This is a genomic window from Bradyrhizobium diazoefficiens USDA 110 (genome assembly GCF_000011365.1).
Taxonomy (GTDB): domain Bacteria; phylum Pseudomonadota; class Alphaproteobacteria; order Rhizobiales; family Xanthobacteraceae; genus Bradyrhizobium; species Bradyrhizobium diazoefficiens.
Genome location: NC_004463.1, coordinates 3,411,582 through 3,432,562 on the forward strand (window position 1 = coordinate 3,411,582; position 20,981 = coordinate 3,432,562).

The 20,981-nt window shown below is 65.3% G+C and carries 14 protein-coding genes and 1 pseudogene; 7 read left to right on the plus strand and 8 right to left on the minus strand.

The features are described from left to right. The first annotated feature begins 114 nt into the window (after positions 1-114). From BJA_RS15345 to BJA_RS15365, 5 genes are all read left to right on the plus strand, one after another. Positions 115-1,275 (plus strand): aminotransferase class V-fold PLP-dependent enzyme, encoded by a 1,161-nt coding sequence (locus BJA_RS15345; RefSeq protein ID WP_162494077.1) that lies wholly within the window; start codon positions 115-117, stop codon positions 1,273-1,275. Between the two features lie 19 nt (positions 1,276-1,294). Beyond that, positions 1,295-2,203 (plus strand): amino acid ABC transporter substrate-binding protein, encoded by a 909-nt coding sequence (locus tag BJA_RS15350; protein ID WP_011085880.1) that lies wholly within the window; start codon positions 1,295-1,297, stop codon positions 2,201-2,203. A gap of 70 nt (positions 2,204-2,273) precedes the next feature. Beyond that, positions 2,274-3,068: an amino acid ABC transporter permease gene (locus BJA_RS15355; RefSeq protein ID WP_011085881.1), complete on the plus strand. Its 795-nt coding sequence runs from the start codon at positions 2,274-2,276 to the stop codon at positions 3,066-3,068. Further along, on the plus strand, positions 3,065-3,760 hold the full coding sequence (locus BJA_RS15360) for an amino acid ABC transporter permease (RefSeq protein WP_011085882.1): 696 nt from the start codon (positions 3,065-3,067) through the stop codon (positions 3,758-3,760). The genes BJA_RS15355 and BJA_RS15360 overlap by 4 nt, the downstream gene beginning before the upstream one ends. Before the next feature lie 20 nt (positions 3,761-3,780). Next, entirely contained in the window at positions 3,781-4,551 is a 771-nt protein-coding gene (locus BJA_RS15365; RefSeq protein ID WP_038965732.1) for an amino acid ABC transporter ATP-binding protein, read from the plus strand. Between the two features lie 325 nt (positions 4,552-4,876). Here the strand turns inward: BJA_RS15365 and BJA_RS15370 are convergent, their stop codons facing one another. Genes BJA_RS15370 through BJA_RS15380 form a run of 3 tightly spaced genes read right to left on the minus strand, consistent with a single transcriptional unit; the run spans position 4,877 to position 8,331 of the window. Beyond that, complete coding sequence (locus tag BJA_RS15370; protein WP_011085884.1) at positions 4,877-5,461, minus strand: DUF1254 domain-containing protein; 585 nt, start codon at positions 5,459-5,461, stop codon at positions 4,877-4,879. Further along, on the minus strand, positions 5,458-6,036 hold the full coding sequence (locus BJA_RS15375; protein WP_011085885.1) for a DUF1214 domain-containing protein: 579 nt from the start codon (positions 6,034-6,036) through the stop codon (positions 5,458-5,460). Before BJA_RS15375 ends, BJA_RS15370 begins: the two co-directional genes overlap by 4 nt. 9 nt (positions 6,037-6,045) lie before the next feature. Next, positions 6,046-8,331 carry a transglycosylase domain-containing protein gene (locus BJA_RS15380; RefSeq protein ID WP_011085886.1) on the minus strand — a complete coding sequence of 762 codons (2,286 nt, stop codon included), beginning with the start codon at positions 8,329-8,331 and terminating at the stop codon, positions 6,046-6,048. A 294-nt stretch (positions 8,332-8,625) separates the two neighbouring features. On the opposite strand from BJA_RS15380, the gene BJA_RS15385 reads away from it, so the two are divergent. Next, a complete protein-coding gene (locus BJA_RS15385) occupies positions 8,626-9,141 on the plus strand; it encodes a YcgN family cysteine cluster protein (protein WP_011085887.1) in 516 nt (171 codons plus the stop codon). 152 nt (positions 9,142-9,293) lie between these two features. Further along, entirely contained in the window at positions 9,294-10,880 is a 1,587-nt protein-coding gene (locus BJA_RS15390) for an MDR family MFS transporter (protein ID WP_063921435.1), read from the plus strand. Positions 10,881-10,883: 3 nt separating this feature from the next. Here BJA_RS15390 and BJA_RS15395 read toward each other — a convergent pair whose 3' ends face one another. The 5 genes and pseudogenes from BJA_RS15395 to BJA_RS15415 all read right to left on the minus strand — a co-directional run bounded on the left by BJA_RS15395 (position 10,884) and on the right by BJA_RS15415 (position 20,946). Beyond that, positions 10,884-12,527: an alpha/beta hydrolase gene (locus tag BJA_RS15395; RefSeq protein WP_011085889.1), complete on the minus strand. Its 1,644-nt coding sequence runs from the start codon at positions 12,525-12,527 to the stop codon at positions 10,884-10,886. Positions 12,528-12,606: 79 nt separating this feature from the next. Next, positions 12,607-15,645 (minus strand): GAF domain-containing protein, encoded by a 3,039-nt coding sequence (locus tag BJA_RS15400; protein WP_038965721.1) that lies wholly within the window; start codon positions 15,643-15,645, stop codon positions 12,607-12,609. Between the two features lie 106 nt (positions 15,646-15,751). Beyond that, positions 15,752-17,410: pseudogene (locus BJA_RS15405) on the minus strand (thiamine pyrophosphate-requiring protein); the annotation flags it as partial. A gap of 154 nt (positions 17,411-17,564) precedes the next feature. Next, the gene (locus tag BJA_RS15410) at positions 17,565-17,960 is read right to left on the minus strand and encodes a hypothetical protein (protein WP_038965720.1); all 396 of its coding nucleotides are present in this window, start codon (positions 17,958-17,960) and stop codon (positions 17,565-17,567) included. Positions 17,961-18,192: 232 nt separating this feature from the next. Further along, on the minus strand, positions 18,193-20,946 hold the full coding sequence (locus BJA_RS15415; protein ID WP_011085893.1) for a beta strand repeat-containing protein: 2,754 nt from the start codon (positions 20,944-20,946) through the stop codon (positions 18,193-18,195). Between the last annotated feature and the right edge of the window lie 35 nt (positions 20,947-20,981).

Below are 20,981 nucleotides of genomic sequence, written 5' to 3' on the forward strand. Positions count from 1 at the left end.
AATTACTCTTGGCCGCACCGGCGGATTGCTCATATCGTTGGCGCCGCCGAAAGGTGATCAGGATTTGTGCAGCGCAGCCAGAGCCCTGCCGGGCGCGCTCATCAGGAGAGTGGGATGTCTCGCCATTACGACGTCGGTGCCGTGCGGAAGGAATTTCCGGCTGTCGAGCGCATCACCTATCTCGACGCCGGCTTCCAGACGCCGCTCGCGCGCCCGGTCAAGGCGGCGATCGATCTCTTCCTCCGCGAGGGCCTTGAGACGGCCGGCCCCAAGAGCGTGTGGCTCGATCGCGTCGAGCTGACCCGCGAGAAGCTGGCGCGGTTTCTCGGCGTAGCGGCCGACGAGATCGCCTTCACCAAGAACACCTCGGAAAGCATGAACATTGCCGCCAACGCGCTGCCCCTGCGCGCCGGCGACAAGGTGCTGATGATCCATGGCGATCATCCCAACAACGCCTATGCGTTCCTCAATCTGCGGCGCAAGGGCGTGACGGTCGAGTTCGTGCCGATGACGGAGATCGTGAACGCCGACAGCCTTCGTCCGCACATCGACGCGAGCACGCGGGCGATCTCGATGTCGCAGGTGACCTTCCACGCCGGTCATCGTTTTGACGTCGAAAGCGTCGGCGCCCTCTGTGACGAGCAGGGGCTCTATTTCGTCGTCGACGTCATGCAGGCGATCGGCGTCGTGCCGATCGACGCCAAGGCGATGCGTGCGACCTTCATCGGGTCGGGCAGTCACAAGGGGCTGCTCGTGCCGCAAGGGCTTGGGCTGCTGTATTGGGACAAATCGAGGATCGAGCTCGAGCCCGCCTATCTCGCCGCCGCCAGCCTTGCGGAGGTCCCGGCCGATCTCATCGCCCGGCCCGACCAGCTCGAACTGGCCCCGAGCGCGCGCCGCTTCGAGCTCGGCAATTTCAATCTTCCGGCGATCCATGCGCTCGGTGCCTCCCTCGACATGATCGAAGCGCTGGGCGTGCAGAACATCCAGAACCATTGTCTCGATCTCGGCGATCATCTCATCGCGGGGCTCGACGCGCTGGACGTTCGTCTCGTCGGTCCCCGCGATCGGCAGCACCGCGCGCCGCACATTTACGTCATCGCGCTTCCCGCCGCCGAATGGCTCGGCCATTTCGAGCAGAACGGTGTGCGCGTCTCGCCGGAGCGCGATGGCATTCGCGTGTCGTTCGGGATGTTCAACACTTTCGCCGATGTCGATCGCCTGATCGACATCATCAAGCGGCGCGGCGTGAAGCCGTCGTCCAGGGCCGCCTAGGCTGTTCTTCGGAGGGGAGATGCACATGACGAGTTTTGCGCGTGTATGGGGCGGCCTAATCGGCCTTGCGGCCGTCGGCACCCTCGCTGGGCCGTCGATCGCGGCCGACAGTCCCACGCTCGCCAAGATCAAGTCGAGCGGTGCCATCACCATCGGTCACCGCGAGGCCTCCATTCCGTTCTCGTATCTCGGTCCCGATCAAAAGCCGATCGGCTTTTCGCTGGACCTCTGCGCCGGCATCGTCGAGCGCATCAAGGCGGAGCTCAGCCTGCCCAATCTCGCCGTCAACTACACGCCGGTGAACTCGTCCAACCGGATCCCGCTCATCCAAAGCGGCACCGTCGACATCGAGTGTGGCGGCACGGCGAACGACAGGAAGCGGCAGGAGCAGGTCTCGTTCTCGGTCGCCACCTTCGTCAGCCAGCCGCGCTGGCTGGTCAAGGCGGACAGCGGCCTGAAGACGGCCGGCGATCTCAAGGGCAAGACGATCGTCGTGACCCAGGGTTCCAATGCCGTCGGCTTCGCGCAAGGCGTGAATGCAAAGGAGCAGCTCGGATTCAACATCGTCCAGGCGAAAGACCATGCGGAATCCTTCCTGATGCTCAACACCGGCCGCGCGGCCGCCTTCATGGAGGACGACATCCTGCTCGCCGGCCTCAAGGCCGCAGCGCCGAAACCGGATGCGCTGATCTTCCTCCCCGAGGGCTATGCCAAGATCTATTATGGTCTGATGTTCACGAAGGGCGATGCCGGCTTCAAGGCGCTCGTCGACGACGTCTTGTCGAAGCAGATGGCGTCGGGGCAGTTCGAAAAGACCTACGCGAAGTGGTTCACGCGGGGGATTCCGCCAAAAGGCGAGAATCTTGCCTTTCCGCTGACCGACGAACTGAAGGAACGGATCGCGCATCCCAGCGATGCCGTCGATTAGTCGGAGAACCATATCGCGGAATCTTTCCGCACGCTGATCCTCTCTTGTATCCGGAGCTTCGAGGTTCGCCATGTTCGCGGTGCTCTTTGAACAGACGGCGGATGGCCAGCGCTACATCGACTGGCTTCTGTCGGGCCTCGGCTGGACCCTGGCCCTGGCGTTCTTCGGCTGGTGGATTGCCTTTGCGATCGGGATCGTCGTCGGGATCGGCCGCACCGTGCAGAACCGGGCCATCGCTGCGCTTGCGCGCCTGTATGTGGAGATTTTCCGCAACATCCCCGTCCTGGCGCAGATGTTTCTCTGGTACTTCGTCCTGCCGGAGATTCTTCCCGTCACGCTCGGAAATGCCATCAAGCAGATTCCGCCGCCCTGGGGATCATTCGTCCCCGCACTTCTGTGCCTCGGCCTCTACACCGCGGCCCGGATCGCCGAGCAGGTTCGGGCCGGGATCGAGGCCCTGCCGAGAGGGCAGACCGAGGCGGCAAGCGCACTCGGACTCACCGCCTATCTGACCTACCGCCATATCATCGTGCCGCAGGCGCTGCGTTTGATCGTGCCAAGCCTCACCAGCGAGGTGATGGGCATCTACAAGAACACCTCGGTCGCACTGACGATCGGGCTGATGGAGCTCACGGCTCAGGCGCGCCAGATCAGCGAGGCGACGTTCCAGACCTTCACGGCTTTCGGCGCCGCGACCCTGATCTATCTCGCGCTGGCGCTGATCGCCTATCAGGGGATGGCGCTGATCGACAGGGCCGTGCGCATTCCGGGCACAGGGCGTGCGGAGGATGCGATCGAGCCGAGCCTGGCCGACGACGTCGGGCAGGCCGGCTCGTTGCCCTCAGGGATGGAGGTCGTGAAATGAACAGCCTCGATTTCTCGATTGTTCTGCAGGCGTGGCCCTATCTCTGGTCCGGATTGCTGTTTTCGCTGGCGCTGACCGCGGTGGCCTTCGTGGTCGGCATGATCCTGGGCACCTGCCTTGCGCTGTTGCAGCACTTCGAAGTGCCGGTGATCGGGAAGGTCGTGCGCGGCTACATCGCCCTGATCCGCTCGATCCCCCTGATCCTCGTCCTGTTCTGGTTCTTCTTCCTGGTGCCGATCGTGCTCGGCCATCTCAGCGGAAACGGTCGCCCGATTCCGATCGGCGCCACCTGGACCGCCTTCATCACCTTCGGCCTGTTCGAGGCGGCCTATTATTCGGAAATCATCCGCGTCGGATTGCGCGCCGTGAACCGCGGACAGTTCGAGGCGTGCCAGGCGCTCGCACTGTCCACCTTCGAGACCTATCGCAGCGTGATCCTGCCGCAGGTGCTCCGCGTGGCGAGCCCGATCATCCTGAGCCAGACCATCATCCTGTTCCAGGATACCTCGCTGGTCTACGTGCTCTCGCTCACCGACCTGCTCGGCGCGGCCTCGAAGCTCGCGCAGCTCAACGGTCGTCTCGTCGAGATGTATCTCGTGGTCGTCGTGGTCTACCTCGCCATCAGTTCGGCGGCATCGCAAGGCGTCGCATTGCTGCGCAAGCGCTATGCCATCGCCGGAGTGCGCCGATGAGAAACCTTAGGGAGAAGAAGATGGCTCGGGAGATTGCCGCGAACGAGACGGGCCGATCCGCGGCCATCGTCACCGTGGAAAACGTGGTGAAGCGGTTCGGCGGCTTCACGGCCCTGAGTGACGTCAATCTCAGCGTGAGGGCAGGCGAGAAGATCGTGCTTTGCGGACCTTCGGGCTCGGGCAAGTCGACGCTGATCCGTTGCATCAACCACATCGAGAAGCATGACGGCGGCCGCATCGTCGTCGACGGCATCGAGCTGTCGGACCGGATGAGCGACATCAACGACGTCCGCCGCGAGGTCGGCATGGTGTTCCAGAGCTTTAACCTGTTTCCGCATCTCTCAGTCGTCGAGAACTGCATGCTGGCCCCGATCAAGGTGCGCGGTCTGTCGCGCGCGGAGGCGCATGAGCGTGCGATCGGTGTCTTGCGCAAGGTACGCATCCACGACCAGGCGAGCAAATATCCGGGACAGCTCTCCGGCGGCCAGCAGCAGCGCGTTGCCATTGCCCGCGCCCTCTGCATGCAGCCGAAGATCATGCTGTTCGACGAGCCGACCTCCGCACTCGATCCGGAGATGGTCAAGGAGGTGCTCGACACCATGGTGGAGCTCGCGCGCGACGGAATGACCATGGTGTGCGTCACGCACGAGATGGGCTTTGCCCGCGAAGTCGCCGACAGGGTGGTCTTCATGGATCGCGGCGCCATCGTCGAGGAGGCGGATCCCGAAACCTTCTTCCGCGCGCCGAGGACGGAGCGGGCGAGGGCGTTCCTCGGCCAGATCATTCATTGATCGGGAGCGGCGTCAGGTTTCAGGAAGATGGCGGCACGCGACTGCGAATTCGTATGCTTGCGGGAGCCTGGCATCCAAATCCAACTCTAGGCTCCGACATGAAAACACCCGCGGCGGATTGCTCCGCGCGGGTGTTACGAACTTTCGATCTTGCCATTCTGCCAGTGTTTTGCCCGACAAGTCAAAGGCGGCAAAAATGGTCGCGTGGCCGAGGTCGCGCGGCTGCTGATGGGTCGCTTAAATTAGCTAACAGTTTCAATGCCCCCGCTACTGTGCATGGGGTTGTTTTTTCAGTTTTGTTTTGAGCGTGCCTTAGCAATCGTGCTCAGCGCCGTCCGCGCGGCGTCTCGGCCTTGGCCGGCACCTCGGTCTGCGGCGCGCAGGTCGCGGCCGCAAGCGTCGCTTGCGCCTGCGGCATCAGGCCGGGCTCGGCGGCGAGCGCCTTCATCACGATCAGGCCGGTTGTAGCAGGGGAATCGATGATCAGGCGGTCGGCCGCGGTGATCTCCTCGTCCTCGGGCAGCTCGTTGTGCTGCGCTTCCGTCATCAGGTCGAGCTCGATCACCTTCTTGCCCGCGGAGCGGTCGTTGATGGCGTAATAGGCGATCTCGTTGCGGGTGTAGAACGACACCGAGGTGTAGGCTTGGCTGACGGGGACGGTGAGCTTGATCGGCCCGCCCGACAGGTCGTAGCGGCAGATCGCCAGCGCAAAGGCCGGGTCCATGAACGGCATCGGCGAGGTGTTGGGATCGGCGAGGGGAAGCTGGGTGACGCCGTTGAGCTTCGTCATCGGCGTCAGCCGCGAATAGGCGTCCTGCGTCGCGATGCGCGGCAGCGCCAGCACGCTGACGAGATGGACGACGAGGCCGAGCACCACGCCGGCAACGATGGTGAAGGCGAGCCGGATCATGAGCAGCCCACCGTCGAGATCGTCGGCATCGGCGCATCGCGCTGGGTGCGCGTCGCAACGCCGACCGGGGTGTCGTAGAGGCGCAGCATCAGGGCGTAGCGCTCGATGCCGCCGGTCGGCAGCCAGTTGCCGGAGCGCGAGCGCGAGGCGATGCGGATCTCGAATGTGCCGTCGGACTGCCGCACGATCTCCTGGCTGGTGAAGCCGTAGCGCTGCAGCGAATTGGCGACGAGATGCCCCTTGCGGTCGTACAGCGTCAGCGTCCAGAACCGCGCCGGCGGCGTCACGCCGGAGACGATCACATCGCAGCGGCCGTCGAGCGCCTTCTTCTTGTCGTCGGCGGTGGCGGTGAAGGCGACCCCGTCGCCGGTGCCGATCGGCAGCTCGCCGTTGCGCACGATGGTGGCGCGCGAATAGGGGTCGACGTCGGCGGTGCCGGTGCGCGGGCGCGCGGTCCAGGGGCCGATGGTCAGCGCGCCGATCTCGGTGCCGCGCGTCGTCGTCATCCAGGTCGCGCCGACGCCCACCACGGTCGCGAGCAGGAGGGCAGTCAATGTGGTCAGGATCAGCCGCACGGGTTTCGATCAGTTCTTACGCGGGGCGGATGCGTTCGCATTCTCTTCCGCATAGTTCTGCGGGAAGGCGAGCGCGCTTGTCGATGAGGCCGGCCTGGCGGGCTTGCCGTCGCTCGCGGCCGACTTGTTCGCGGTCTTGGCCGCTTCATCCAGCAGCTTCTCGACGCGCACCAGGATGTCGGCGCCGCGCTTGGTCAGCACGGGCGGCGGACCGGGCTTGGTCTCCAGCACTTTTGGCGCTGCATTGGCTTGCGCGGCCATCGGCTGCGGCGGCAGCTTCTGGCCCATGCCGATGCCGGGGATTTCCCGGACCTCGACGCCTTGATGCGCCGCGACCATGATGTCGTGCCAGGTCTGCGCCGGCAGCGAGCCGCCGGTCATGCGGTTGGTCGGCGAATAGTCGTCGTTGCCGTACCAGACCGCGCAGGTGAAATTGCCGGTGTAGCCGACGAACCAGGCATCGCGATACGCATTGGTCGTGCCGGTTTTGCCCGCGGTCGGAATGCCGTCGAGCGCGGCGCGGCGCGCCGTGCCTTCGCTGACGACGTGGCTCATCATCCCGGCCATGTCGGCGGCGATGTTCGGCGGAATGGCCTGCTTCGGCTTCGGGCCGTCGCGGTCCCAGCGCCAGACGAGATCACCGGCGCCGGTGCGCACCTCCAGCACCGAATGCGGCGTCACCGACTTGCCGCGATTGGGGAAGGTCGCGTAGGCAACCGCGTGCTCGAGCACGGTGACTTCGTCCGAGCCGATCGGCAGCGAGGGCGTGTCGGGCAGCGGCGCCTTGAGGCCGAAGCGGCGGGCGACCTCGACGATCTTGGCGCGGCCGATCTTGGCCGGGTTCGGCGCCTTCGGCTGCTCCTTCTGCCCGATCGCGATCGAGAGCTTGACCGGCACCACGTTGATCGAGCGCGTGATCGCCTGCGTCAGCGTCACCGCGCCGGAATAGGAATGGCCATAGTTCTGCGGACACCAATTGCCGATGCAGACCGGGCCGTCGACCACGATCGAGTTCGGCGTGAAGCCGTTCAGAAGCGCGGTGGTGTAGACGTAGGGCTTGAACGAGGAGCCGGGCTGGCGATAGGCGTCGGTGGCGCGGTTGAACTGGCTGGCGCCGTAGTCGCGGCCGCCGACCATGGCGCGGATGCCGCCGTCGAGATCGGAGACGACGGTCGCGGCCTGGGTCGCGTGATAGTCGCGGCCGAACTGGCGCAGCTGGTTCTCGATGGCGTCTTCCGCGGCCTTCTGCACGTTGGCGTCGATGGCGAGGCGCACCACGAAGACGCGCTCGGTGTAGGACTTCGGGAAGGTGTCGACCAGCTTGCGCATCTCGTCGAAGGCGTAGTCGAGATAGTAGTTCGGCGAAGCCTCGTCGCGGCGGTCGACCGCGAAGGCGGGGTTGCGGCGGGCGCCGAACACCTGGCCCTCGGTCATGAAGCCGGCATCGACGAGGTTGTCGAGCACGACGTTGGCGCGGGCGCGCGCGGCAGGCAGGTTGATGTGGGGGGCGTATTTGGTCGGCGCCTTGAACAGGCCGGCGAGCATCGCAGCCTCCGCCAGCGTCACGTCGCGCGCGGACTTGTTGAAGTAGAAATGCGCCGCGCCGTCGACGCCGAACGTGCCGCCGCCCATATAGGCGCGGTCGAGATAGAGCTTGAGAATCTCGTTCTTGGTCAGGCGCCATTCCAGCCAGACCGCGAGGAAGGCTTCGTTGACCTTGCGCTCGATGGTGCGCTCGTTGCTCAGGAACAGGTTCTTGGCGAGCTGCTGGGTGATCGAGGAGCCGCCCTGGCGGACGCCGCCGGCCTGGGCGTTGGTGACGAGCGCGCGCGCGGTGCCGGCGATGTCGATGCCGAAATGCTCGTAGAAGCGGCGGTCCTCGGTCGCCAGCGTCGCCTTGATCAGCACGTCAGGAAAATCTTCCAGCGGGATCGAGTCGTTGTGCTTGATGCCGCGGCTGCCGATCGGGTTGCCGTAGCGGTCGAGGAAGGTCACCGCGAGGTCGGATTTCTTCAGCCAGTCCTCGTCCGCGGTCTCGCGGAAGGCGGGGATAGCGAGCGTGAGCATCACGACGAGGCCGCCGAGCCCGAGGGTCGCGGCTTCCGACAGCGGCTCGATGAACACCCAGCGCTTCCACCGCCCGACATAGAAGCGGTCCATGAAGGTCGAGTAGCGCTCGTAGAGCTCGCGGATGCCCTTGGCCGAGGAGAACAGCGAGGAGTCGATGCGCGCATCGAGATCCAGGAAGAAATTCCGGACCTTCTGCTTCCAATGCGGTGGTATGATCTGGCGCACCTAGAACCCTTGAGGCTCGGTTCGAAACCGTTCAAGCACCCGGCCGGGGCGGCATCGAGACGTCTTGAGGGAATGTTGCGGCAAACCCAAGGCGCCCGGTTCGCGTCCTTTGGGGACTTGCTGTTCCTTCTAGCCGAGCAGGGCCTATAAACCAATGGTCAGGCTCGCGATTTTGAACAACAGGCCTAATTGACCCCGGGTCATTACGGGCCTCCCGGGGGCGTTGCTTGCAGCATCGCAGGCACACGGCCTAGATGGGTTAACCGTAGCTCTTTCGAACTCTTGTTGAGGCGCATGACCGCAGCTCCCAAACGACCTTCAGGCCAGGAAGGATTCTTCTGGAAAACCAAGACGTTGGAAGAGATGTCGGGGGCCGAATGGGAGAGCCTGTGCGACGGCTGCGGCCGCTGCTGCCTGAACAAGCTCGAGGATGAGGACACCGGCGACATCTATTTCACCCATGTCGGCTGCAAGCTGCTCGATGCCGGGACCTGCGGCTGCAAGGACTACCCGAATCGTTCCGACAAGGTTCCGGACTGCGTCCGCCTGACCCCGGCCAATGTCCGCACCCTGAACTGGCTGCCGCCGAGCTGCGGCTACAAGCTCGTCGCCGAGGGCCGCGACCTCTATTGGTGGCATCCGCTGGTATCGGGTGATCCCAACACCGTGCATGAGGCGGGCGTCTCCGTGCGCGGCCGGGTCGAGGGCAGCGAGGAGGAGATCCCGGACGCGGACCTCGAGGACCACATCGTGCAATGGCCGGCCCTGCTGCCGAAACGGGCACGCCTGAAGCGACGTCCGAAGGACTGATCTGCCGCACGGATCACGTGTTCGGGATGACCCGGCGGCGGGATGCACCCATGCGCCGCGGTGCCTGCCTGGGAAGAACTTTGCTGTCTACATTGGACTGCATAGAACGAATCCTTCGCGGCGTTGCGCCGCCTCAACGGCTTCCGATCGAGATGAACAAGTTCGACCGGCAGAGCAGTTCTGCCGACATCCAGGCGTTGCCCGACGACATTGCCGAAGAGCTGTCCCGCCTTCCGAGCGAGGTCATCAGCGTCGATGACGCGCCGTCCATCGCGCCGCCGGTGCCGCTGACCTCCGACGAGGTCCGCACCATCGTGATCAGCCTGATGCTGACGATGTTTCTGGCAGCCCTCGACCAGACCATCGTCGCGACCGCGCTGCCGACCATCGGGCGCCAGTTCAACGACGTCTCCAATCTGTCCTGGGTCATCACGGCCTATCTGCTCGCCTCGACCGCGGTCGCACCGGTGTTCGGCACGCTGAGCGACATCTACGGCCGCCGCGTCATGATCATCATCTCGCTCAGCCTGTTCGTCGCCGGCTCGGTGCTGTGCGCGATCGCGCCGAACATGCCGATGCTGATCCTGGCGCGCGGTCTCCAGGGACTGGGTGGCGGCGGCATCATGCCTGTCGTGCAGACGGTGATCTCCGACGTCGTGAGCCCGCGCGAGCGCGGCCAGTACCAGGCCTATTTCTCCAGCGTCTGGATGGTGGGCGGCATCCTCGGCCCGGTCATCGGAGGCGTGTTCGCCGAGCATCTGCACTGGTCGATGATCTTCTGGATCAATCTGCCGCTCGCCGCCGCGGCGATCGCGATGCTGCTGCCGAAGATGAAGAAGATTCCGGTGTTCCACCGCAAGCGCAAGGTCGACTGGCTCGGCGGCATTCTGCTGATGGCCTCCGCGGTCGTCTTCATGCTGGTGCTGACCTGGGGCGGCACGCGCTATCCGTGGCTCTCGCCGACCGTGCTTGCGATGGTGGGCGGCGCTGTCGCGCTCGCGGTCACCTTCGTCTGGCACGCGCGCCGCGCCGACGAGCCGTTCCTGCCGCTGAAGCTGCTGACGGGATCGGTGGCGCCGTTCGCGCTGACGGCCGGCGGCTGCGGGCTCGGCGCGATCACGGGCCTCACCGTGCAGCTCCCGCTCTATTACGAGTCGGTCTACCATCTCAGCGCCAGCGAGGCGGGGCTTGCGCTGATTCCGCTCGCGGCGGTCTCGACCTGCGGCGCAGCAATCGCCGGCCGCACCATGGCGCGCGCCAAGCACTACAAGCGCGTCGCCATTGTCGGCACGTCCTGGGCCGCGATTTGCGCGCTGGGCCTGACGCTCACCACCTTGCCGCTCTGGGGCCTGCTGACGCTGATGGCCGCGTTCGCGCTCGGGCTCGGCACGACCTTCCCGGTCTGCGTGGTCTCGCTGCAGAATTCGGTCGCGCGTCCGCAGGTCGGCACCATCACCGGCGCGATGAACTTCTTCCGCTCGCTGATGTCCTCGTTCACGGTCGCGGCCTTCGCCGCCATCCTGCTGATCGCGCTCGGCACCGACATTCCGCTCGCGGGCGAGCATCACGCGGCCGGCGGCATCCCCGCGATCCCCGCCGACGACATGCGGCACGCGTTCCGCTACGTCTTCGGCGCCGCGACCGCGCTGATGACCACCGCCTCGCTCTGCCTGATCATGATGGAGGAGCGGCCGCTGGCCGGCCCGACCGTCACGCAGCAGGTGGAGATGGCGGAGTAGCGGCTAGCCGCCGCGATCGGGATCATCGTCGGCATTGCCTGCGCCGGTCTTCCGCGCTTTCGCAGCAAGCTGCTCCCTGAGCTGCGCCAGCGCGTCGGTAGACCAATCACGGACATCGGTGACCGCCACCCAGGCATCGACGTAGTGCTCGGGCGCGTAGACATGGCCGAAGCCCATCGGCGTATTGGTCGCGACCGCCATGTCGAGCGCGAGCTGCAGCATCGTCACGATCGGATACCATCGCAGCTCGGGCGACACGTCGGGTCCGCGCGGTGCGCTCATCCAGGCTGGAGCCTGATAGGCATCGCGGTAGTCGAAGAAGGTGATCGCGTCGCTGGCATATTGCAGATAGACGACGCGCATCGGACCCCAGGGCGCATCTGCTGGCACCGTAGGTCCGTTCTGGTTCATGAAGCGGACGAAGCGGCTGTCGCGGAACTCAGGTAGCCAGGCCGGCGTACCCGGATTGCGGTTCGTGGTGACCGAGCGCCAGATGCGGCTCTCGAACGGCGCCCCGCTCCACAGCGCGCCGGCAATGGGATCGCCGATCGTCTCGAACAGTTCCGCGGATTTTTCCGAGTTCATGGCGCCGAGGCTCAGTCCGTGCAAATACAGCTTCGGCCGCTTGTCCTTCGGCAAGCCCGTCCAGTAGCCGTAGATCTCCGTGAACAGGGCGCGCGCCGCCTCCGCGCCGTACTCGGGCTGAAACATCAATGACAGCGGGCTGTTGAGATAGGAATATTGCATCGCGACGCTCGCGACGTCGCCATGATGGAGATATTCGACCGTGTCCATCGCGGACGGATCGATCCAGCCGGTGCCGGTCGGTGTAATGACGATCAGAATCTTTCGCTCGAAGCCGTGTTGGCGCTTGAGCTCCTCGAGCGCAAGCTTGGCGCGCGCCTGCGCCGTGTCGCGGCTAGCGAGGCCCACATAGACGCGCACGGGGTCATGCGCAGGCCCTCCCGTAACGGCGCTGATCTCCGCTGCGGTTGGACCCGAGGCAATGAATCTGCGCCCCATGCGCCCGAGCTCCGTCCACTTCACCAGCGACGCAGAACTTCCTGTTTGATCCGGGGCGGCCGGTTGCGGCCGCTCGGGCTCTTGCAACGCGTCGAGCTCGCGGAAGGAGGAGTCGAGCGCGTTGAACGCCGTGCGGATCAGGACATTGCTGGCAATCGACCAGAACAGCAGGCCTGCGACCAGCACGCCGAGGACGTTGGCGACCTTCCGCGGAATCACGAGCCTCGCGCGCGTAGCGAGGAAGCGGACGACAACCGCGAACAGCCGCCCCAGCACCAGCAGCACTGCGAACGTGATCAGGGCGATGACGCAGACCTTGAGCGGATGGGCGGTCTCCACCGGCGCCATCTTCATCACAGTGCGGATCGAGTTCTGCCATTCGGCGGCGCGCCACAGGAAGATGATGACGATGAGCAGGCAGATTGCTGCGGCCAGCGCATTCGCGATCGATCGCGCCCGCGCCGAAGGCTCGGGCAGTTCGAGATAATGCCACAGCCGGCGCCACAGGATTCCGGCGAAATAGCCGATCGCAAAGCAGCCACCGGCGAGGGCACCTTGCGTGAGATAGCTGCGCGGGATCAGCGTCGGCGTCAGCGCGGCCGCGAAGAACAGCGCGCCCAGCATGAGGCCGATACCTGATAGCGAGAGGAGTTGTCGCCGAATGAACCACGCGAGACTCTTCAAGACATCCTCCGGGGTGATGCTATTTCTTGTTGTTCTCCGCAAAGCTGCTCTTGCGCGGCAGCAGGATCGTGAATTCCGTGAACTTGCCGGGCTCTGTCGTGACGTCGATCGTGCCGCCGTGCTGCTTCACGATGATGTCGTGGCTCATCGACAGCCCGAGACCGGTACCTTCGCCGGCAGGCTTGGTCGTGAAGAACGGATTGAACATCTTCTCCTTCACCTCGTCCGCGATGCCGGTGCCGTTGTCGCGGATGCGGATCTCGATGCTATCGCCGCGATCGCGCGTCGTGGCGATCACCACCGGCTCGTAACCGGCGGCGCCGCTGCCCATCTGGCGCTTGGTCACCGCATAGAAGCCGTTCGAGATCAGGTTCAAAAGCACCCGGGAAATCTCCTGCGGAAACACCTCTGCCGAACCTGCCGCCGGGTCGAGCTCGCTCTTCAGCGTCACGTCGAAGAGCGGCTTCTCGGCACGCGCGCCGTGATAGGCGAGGTTGAGGCTCTCCTCGACCAGCGCGTTGATGTCGCTCAGCCGATGCTCGCCGCCGCCCTCGCGCGAATGCAGCAGCATGTTCTTGACGATGGAATCGGCGCGCCTTCCGTGCTGCACGATCTTCTGCAGGTTGCCCTTGAGCATTCCGGACAGTTCGTCGACCTCCTCGCGGGTCGTGTCGGTGAGCTTTGTGTCCGCAAGCGACCGGTTTAGCTCGTCCATCAGTTCCGCGGAAACTGCCGCGAAATTGTTGACGAAGTTCAGCGGGTTCTTGATCTCGTGCGCGATGCCGGCCGTGAGCTGGCCCAGCGAAGCAAGCTTCTCGGTTTGCACCAGGCGATCCTGCGCGGCGCGCAGGTCGTCGAGCGATTTTGCAAGCTCCCGGGTGCGGGCCTGCACTTGCTCGAACAGCCGCACATTGCCGATCGCGATCACGGCCTGGTCGGCAAAGGTCTGCAGCAGAGCGACCTGCTTGTCGGTGAACGGATGCACCTCGTTGCGGCGGAGTACGATCGCGCCGATGCTCTCGTTCTCCTGCAACAGAGGCACGCTCAGAATGCTGCGGTGGCCCATGCGCAGCGCGTGTGCACGTCCTTCCGAGAACTCATCGCTCTCGCTGAGATCGGCGACATGCACAGGGAGCCGGTCGACGAAGGCACGGCCCGCGGTCCAATTGCGATTGATCGGCCATTTCTCGAGGTTGATCGGAATCGGCCCATGGTGGGCGCTGAAGCGCAAGCTGTCGCCGTCCTTCAGCGCTACGGCGGCGTCATAGGCATCGCAGAGCTCGCAGGCGCTCTCGACGATCGCCTTCAGCGCCGGTCCGACATCGGTCGGCGAGGACGCGATCACCTTCAGGATGTTGGCGCTGCCGGTCTGGTGTCTCAGCGCCTCGGTCAATTCCTCGGTGCTCCCGCGCAATTCGCGGAGCAACCGGGTATTCTCGATGGCGATCACGGCCTGCGCGGCGAACTGCTGGAGCAGCCTGATCTGCTTGTCGGTGAATCGGCGCTGCTCCTGCCTGAAGATCATCACATTGCCGACGACGCGGTCGTCCTTGATCAGAGGCACGGTCAGCAGGCAGCGCGCGCCGCCGAGATCGACCAATGCCCGGCGATTGGCATCGCCGCTTCGATAGGCCACCGTATCGTCGAGATTGTCGATCTCGACATACGGCTCGCCCAGCAGCAGGCGAGCCGGTGCCGTGCCCGGGCCGTATTCGAGCGGCTGCATGCGCCGGTATTCGTCGTAGGCGGGCGGCAAGCCGTAGGTCGCAGCGCTGTGGAACGACTTGCCGTCAAAAGTGTTGAGCACGCCGAAATTGGCGCCGCAAAGCTGCATCGCCTTGGCGAGCATCGCATCGAAGACCGGAACGAGGTCACCGCCCGAGCTGGAGATGACGCTCAGGACTTCGGCCGTCGCTGTCTGTTGCTCGAGCGCTTCGGTGAGCTCATTCGTGCGCTGCTGCACCTCGTTGAACAGCCGCGCGTTCTCGATCGCGATCACGGCCTGGTCGGCGAAGGTCTGGAGCAGCCTGACATGGTGCTCGCCGAACGCGCCGGTCTCCCGACGCGTGGCGATGATGACGCCGATCGCCTCGCCCTCGCTCATCAGGGGTGCGAACAGCATGCTGCGGTAGCCGCGGGCGCGCGCGATGTCGCGTGCGGCCGGCTCGAGCTCGGTGTCGGGCAATTGCGCCGCCGCACCATTGGCCACAAGCGGGTAGGGCGGAAACCGTGCGAACGGCACCGGGAACGAGGATTGGAGCACGCGATCGCCGGCCGGATCGGTCGGCGTGAACGCCGCAAGGTGCGCGGCGCCGTCGAGATAGCGCAGCACCGCGGTGGAGAAGCCGCCGATCAGCCGGTTGGCGTTGGCGGCGATGGCGTCGAACACCGGCTGCACGTCCGAGGGCGAGCCGGCCATCACCTTCAAGATGTCCGCGGTCGCGGTCTGGCGCTCCAGCGTTTCCTTCGTCTCGTTGAACAGCCGCGCATTCTCGATCGCGATCACGGCCTGGTCGGCGAAGGTCTGGAGTAGCTGTACGAGATCGGGCGCGAACGCGCCGGGCTCGGCGCGTGTGACACTGATCATGCCGACCGCCGCGCCCCGGTTCATCAGCGGCATGAAGAGGACGCTGCGGAAGCCGCGCAGCCGCGCCAGATTGCGGTTCAGCTCCGGGACGTGCTCGGCCTCGCTGTCGGGAAACTGGATCGTCTCGCCGCCGCGAACGAGGGCAAAGGTCGGAAAATCCTCGATCCGGCGCGGGAACGATGCCTTCAGCCCTTCGTCCGCGTCCGGGCTGGTCGGCGTGAACGCCACGAGGTGCAGCTCGTCGCCGATGAACTGAAGCACGGTGGCGGAGAAGCCGCCGAGCAGGCGCTTCGAGCTGGACGCGATCGCGGCGAACACCGGCCGGGCATCCGAGGGAGATGCCGCAATGGTGCGCAGAATCTCGGCACTGGCGTTTTGCCGATCGTGCAGGCGCGCATTCTCGGCTGCGGCCGACTGCAGTTGCCGTTTGAGCTCGTCGATCCCGGCGACATCGTTAGAAGGGGTGGTCATTCGCAATCCGGCCTGGTGCCGCGACGGGCGCCGCACCGGGCCGGATTATCACATCTCCTGCGGCCGGAGCCAGCGCCCGCGGCCCTGCCGCTCAGACCGGGCTGCCTCACGTGCCCGGCCGCGACACCTCGGTCTCCTTGCTGGTGATGAACTCCAGCAGCACCGGCACGCCTTCCTTCGTCTTCTGGATGCCGCGCTTGATCGCCGGGATGATGTCCTCCGGTCTGGTCACGCGTTCGCCATACCCGCCGAAGGCGCGTGCCATCGCGGCATAGTCGCCGGAAATGTCGGTCGAGCGATATTTCTCGGTCGAGACCGGCATCACCTTCAACTCGATCGCCATGGAGAAATTGTTGAGCAGGATCGACATGATCGGGATGCGCTCGCGCACAGCGGTCTCGAAATCCATGCCGGTGAAACCGATCGCGGCATCGCCCCAGACATTGATGCAGAGCTTGTCGGGCTTTGCGAGCTTGGCGCCCATCGCGAGGCCAAGGCCGTAGCCGAGCTGCGTCGTCTTGCCCCAGCCGAGATAGGAGAGGGGCTCCACGGCCTTCCAGAACGGCGAGAGCTGGTCGCGCGGGCTGCCGGCATCATGCGTGATGATGGTGTTGCTGATGTCGACGGTGTGCTGAAGGTCCCACAGCACGCGATAGGGGCTCAGCGGCGCGTCGTTGCTGGTGAGTTTCGGCATCCACTTTGCCAACCACTCCCTGTGAGAGGCGGCGATCTCCGCCGCGACGGCCGAGGCATCGCGATCCTTCGTGACGGTCTTGCCGATCTCCTCCAGCAGCGCATCGAGCACGAGGCCGGCATCGCCGACGAGGCCGATCTTCGCCTCGACATCCTTGTTGAGATGGTTCGGATCGAGCGTGGAATGGATGATGGTCTTGCCCTTCGGCATCGCGACGCCAAAACTGGTCTCGGTGAAGGAGCAGCCGATGCCGAAGATGACGTCGGCCTCGCTGAGGAACTTCGGAACCGCGCGCGGCACCGCAAGACCGCCGGAGCCGAGCGAGAGCGGATGTGTCTCCGGAAACGACGACTTGCCTCCCAAGCTGGTGGTGACGGGAATGGCGAGCCGCTCGGCGAGCCGTTTCAGTTGCGGCCACGCCTGCGCATAGTGCACGCCCTGGCCGGCATAGATCACCGGCCGTTTGGCGTTGACGAGCAGGGCGGCCGCTTCCTTCACATGCACGGGATCGGCGCCGTAGCGGGTGCGCAGCACCGGCGTGTAGTTCAGCGGCTCCGGGACCTCCTCGTTCCACATGTCGGAGGGGATTTCGACGATGACGGGTCCGCCGCGGCCGTTCTTGAGTTTCGTGAAGGCGCGGCGGAAGATGTTGGCGACTTCCGCCGCGAGGATGATCGGCTCCGAGGACTTCGCGAACGGCTTCATCGCCTCGCTGGAATTGAAGTTCGGCTCGATGTGCGCCAGCCGGCGCGGATAGCCCATCGGCAGCACCAGCACGGGCACGGATTCGCCAAAGCATTGCGCGACTCCGCCCATTGCATTTTCCGCGCCCGGCCCATGCTGCATGCAGAACGCGCCGATCGTGCGTCCCGAGGTCACGCGCGAGATCGCGTCCGCCATGTGGATCCCGACGCGCTCCTGCCGCACCATCACGGGACGGATCTCGGCCTTCGCCGCATGCTCGATCAGGTGGTTGACCGGATAGCCGCAGAGGATCTCGATGCCCTCGCGCCTCATGATTTCCGCAATGGCGGTGCCGAGCTTCATGGCGTCTCTCTCCCTGGCGAGGCCGGTTGCTCCGGCCGATTGAGGGAGAGAGGATCAGGAATTTGGGGAAGGGTAAAGCGCGGGACTGCGAAGGAGGCGGTAGGTCAGGTATGCAGCGCCGGCGTCCAGCCGCACGGACCCGCAAGGCCATTGCATCAGCGCTTCGGTGCCGTGGCCTCTACTTGCAGTTTTTGCAGATCGTCAGCCTACGTTTTAACGCCTCATCTTCTTGATCGATCGATTGCTGCGCCGTATCCGGATTGGGCTTGGAACCCTTTGCTGCGCGCGACGTCGTGGCTCGCGTCGCCGGCTCCGGAGTGTCGTTGTCGTCGACGGCGCTAAAGCCGTCATAGTCGGCGGCAGGATTCGGCGATTGTGGAGGTCCGCCAGTCGCTGGTGTCGACGACACCCTGTCGGACGCTGCCGGGGAATTCTTGGCGCTCGCCCGTGGCAGCGATGCCTTGGGCGGAGCAAGCGAAACCGGCGGCGCGGCCGAAGTCTGTCCCTTCGCGCTGTCGTGCGACCATGCGCCGACAAGCATGAGGCCAAGAGCCAAGAGCGTCACGCTTCTCATCCGCATCCTCTCGGCAGCTCTGGTTCAACGATCGATGGCATGGCCCGCCGAGCCACGACGGCGTGCAGAGTATCAGGACTCACATGGCCGTGAAAGCGCCGTAGCCCGGGTGGCGCGCGGCCTAATCCGGGACGACCGCATCGATTCGCGGGCCCGCGATTGCCTTTCGCGCCATCCGGGCTGCGCCCGACAGGCAAAACACACGATCGCCGGGCGACCGCGATCGTCGGCCTCAGATCAGCGTGCCGGCGTGGAAGCTCGCATGGGCGAGCAACGACTGGATCACGACGTTGTCGCCGGGCCCTCCGTCCAGCACGTCGACGCCGCCGCCGCCAATCAGCACGTCGTCGCCGAGCCCGCCAAGCAGCGTATCGTTGCCCGCGCTGCCGAGGAGCAGGTCGTCGCCGGCGCCGCCGTCGAAAATGAGGTGCGGCCCGCCGGGGCCGACGCCCGACGCCTCGATCACGTCGTCGCCGCCGAGGCCATTGATGGTGATGGTGTCGTTGAAGTCGAAGTTCTCGATCACGATCTGGCTTGCGAGACCGTCAATCACCAGCGCGCCATTGCTGTTGAGCGAAAGCGAGATGACGTCGTCCCCGCCCGTGCCGTTGATCACGATCTTGTCGGCGGCGCCGTCGCCGCCAGGGGTGCCGGGAACGCCGCCCAGATCGATCTTGACCTCCGTCACGTCGGTGCCGCTCATGTCGCCGACATTGATCGTGTCGGCGCCGCCGCGGGCATTGAACGCGATCGTCTCGACGCCGTGCGTGTCCATCGTGATCGAGGCGACGTCCCGCGTCAGCTCGGCACGCGAGCCGTTGGCGAAGATGTTGATGGTTTCGGCGATGTTGGCGCCGTTGAACAGCAGCGTGTCGGTGCCGCCCTGGCCCTCGATCGTGTCGTTGTCGTCGCCTGGATTCCAGACGAAGGTGTCGTTGCCCGCGCCCATCAGCGCGACGTCGTTTCCGTCGCCACCATTGATCAAGTCGTCGCCCTGACTGCCACGGATGGTGTCGTTGCCAAGTCCGCCGTTGATCGTGAGTTGCAGCACGCCGGCCGCGAGCCCGCTCGCATCGATCACGTCGTCGCCGCCGAGGCCATTGAGTGTCAGTTGATCGGTTGCGTCCATGGAGGCCAGGTTGGTGGCCGCGTGGAGGCCGAAGATCGTCACGCCGCCGGCATTGCCGGCGACGCCGAACGTGTCGGCACCCTGGGTCGCATCGACCGTGACGGTGTCGATGGCGCCGTCCGGCGTTCCGGCCGATCCGCCGAGGTCGATGTTCACCCGCGTCACATCCGTCCCGGTCAGGTCGCCCACCACGATATGGTCGGCGCCGCCCAGCGCGTGGATATCGACGTGCTCGACCCCGTGCAGGTCCATCGTGATGTTGCCGACGTCGCGCGTGAGCAGGGCGTGATCGCCGTTCGCCGTTATGATGAGGTTCTCGGCGACGTTGGCACCGGAGAACTGCAGCGTGTCGACACCGGCGCCGCCTTCGATGGTGTCGCTGCCATCGCCCGGATTCCACTGGAACATGTCGCGGCCGGCGCCGAGCTGCACGAGGTCGTTGCCGCGGCCGCCGACGACGGAATCATTGCCGTCGCCGCCGATCAGCGTGTCGTCGCCGGCGCTGCCAACGATCGTATCGTTGCCGGCGCCGCCGTCGATCGTCAGGTGCACGACCCCCGCGGCAAGCGTCGCCGCCGAGATCGTGTCGTTGCCGCCGAGGCCGTCGATGACGAGCGCGTCGTTTGCGCCTTCCGCGTTGGTAATGGCGAGAGCGGCGGGCAATCCTGTGACCGAAATTGACGTGCCCGAGCCGGACACCTGGATCGTATCGGCTGCGCTCGTGCCGTCGAGCGTCACCGTATCGGCCGCGCCGTCCCCGGTCCCGGTCGATCCGAGATCGACATTGACCTGTTTGACATCGGTTCCCGCGAGATTGTTGACAACGATGTTGTCGCTGCCGCCGCGCGCATTGATCGTGATGGTCTCGATGCCGTTCAGGTCCATCGTGATGTTGCCGACATCGCGGGTCAGCAGCGTGCGTCCGTCATTTCCAGCGGAAACAACGATGTTCTCGCCGATGTTCGAGCCATTGAACAACAGGGTGTCGGCTCCGGCCTGTCCTTCGACCTTGTCGCTGCCGTCGCCCGGGTCCCACTGGAAGGTATCGTTGCCGGCGCCGAGCATGGCGGTGTCGTTGCCCTGGTTGCCGTCGATGAAATCGTTGCCGTCGCCGCCCAGCAGGTAGTCGGCACCGTTGCCGCCGAGGATCGTGTCATTGCCGGCGCCGCCGTCGAGCGTCAGCGTGATGAGCGCGGCGAGGTTGCCGCTGGCGGTGATGGTGTCGTCGCCGCCACCGGCATGGACCACGAGGTTTTCGGTGGTGCCGATGTCCAGCGAGAACGGCGCCGGGTCGACGCGGTCGAAGCGCACGCGCGTGCCGTTTGCCGTGATGGAGAAGGTCTCGCTGCCGTTGCCGCCGTTCACCTCGGCGGTGTCGATGCCTTCGCCGCCTTCCATCAGGTCGCTGTCGTCGCCGGGATTCCAGATCATGCGGTCGTTGCCGGCCTCACCGAACATCTGGTCGTTGCCGTCGCCGCCGATCAGCACGTCATTGCCGGCGCCACCGAACAACAGATCGTTGCCGCCTTTGCCGAGCAGCGTGTCGTTGCCGGACTGCCCGAACAGCATGTCGCCGCCGGACCCGCCGGTCAGCGTATCGTTGCCGGCGCCACCGAACAGATTCGCCGCAGGCATCGCGCCGTTGCTCTCGTCGATCGTGATGGTGTCGTTGCCGTCTTGGCCGAAGGCCTGTATCAACTTGGTGTTGGCGACCGTCGCGGGTCCGCCTTTGATCGCGACCGCGCCGCCGTTGACAACGATCGTTCCGGCCGCATTGCGGCCCAACGCGATTGTGTTGTTCTGGCCGTTGCCAAAGGTGGTGAGAATTCCGGCGGAAAAGTTTGCTGTGACAGCCATGTGCGCTTCTCGCTCGCGTCATCGTCGGAACGAAC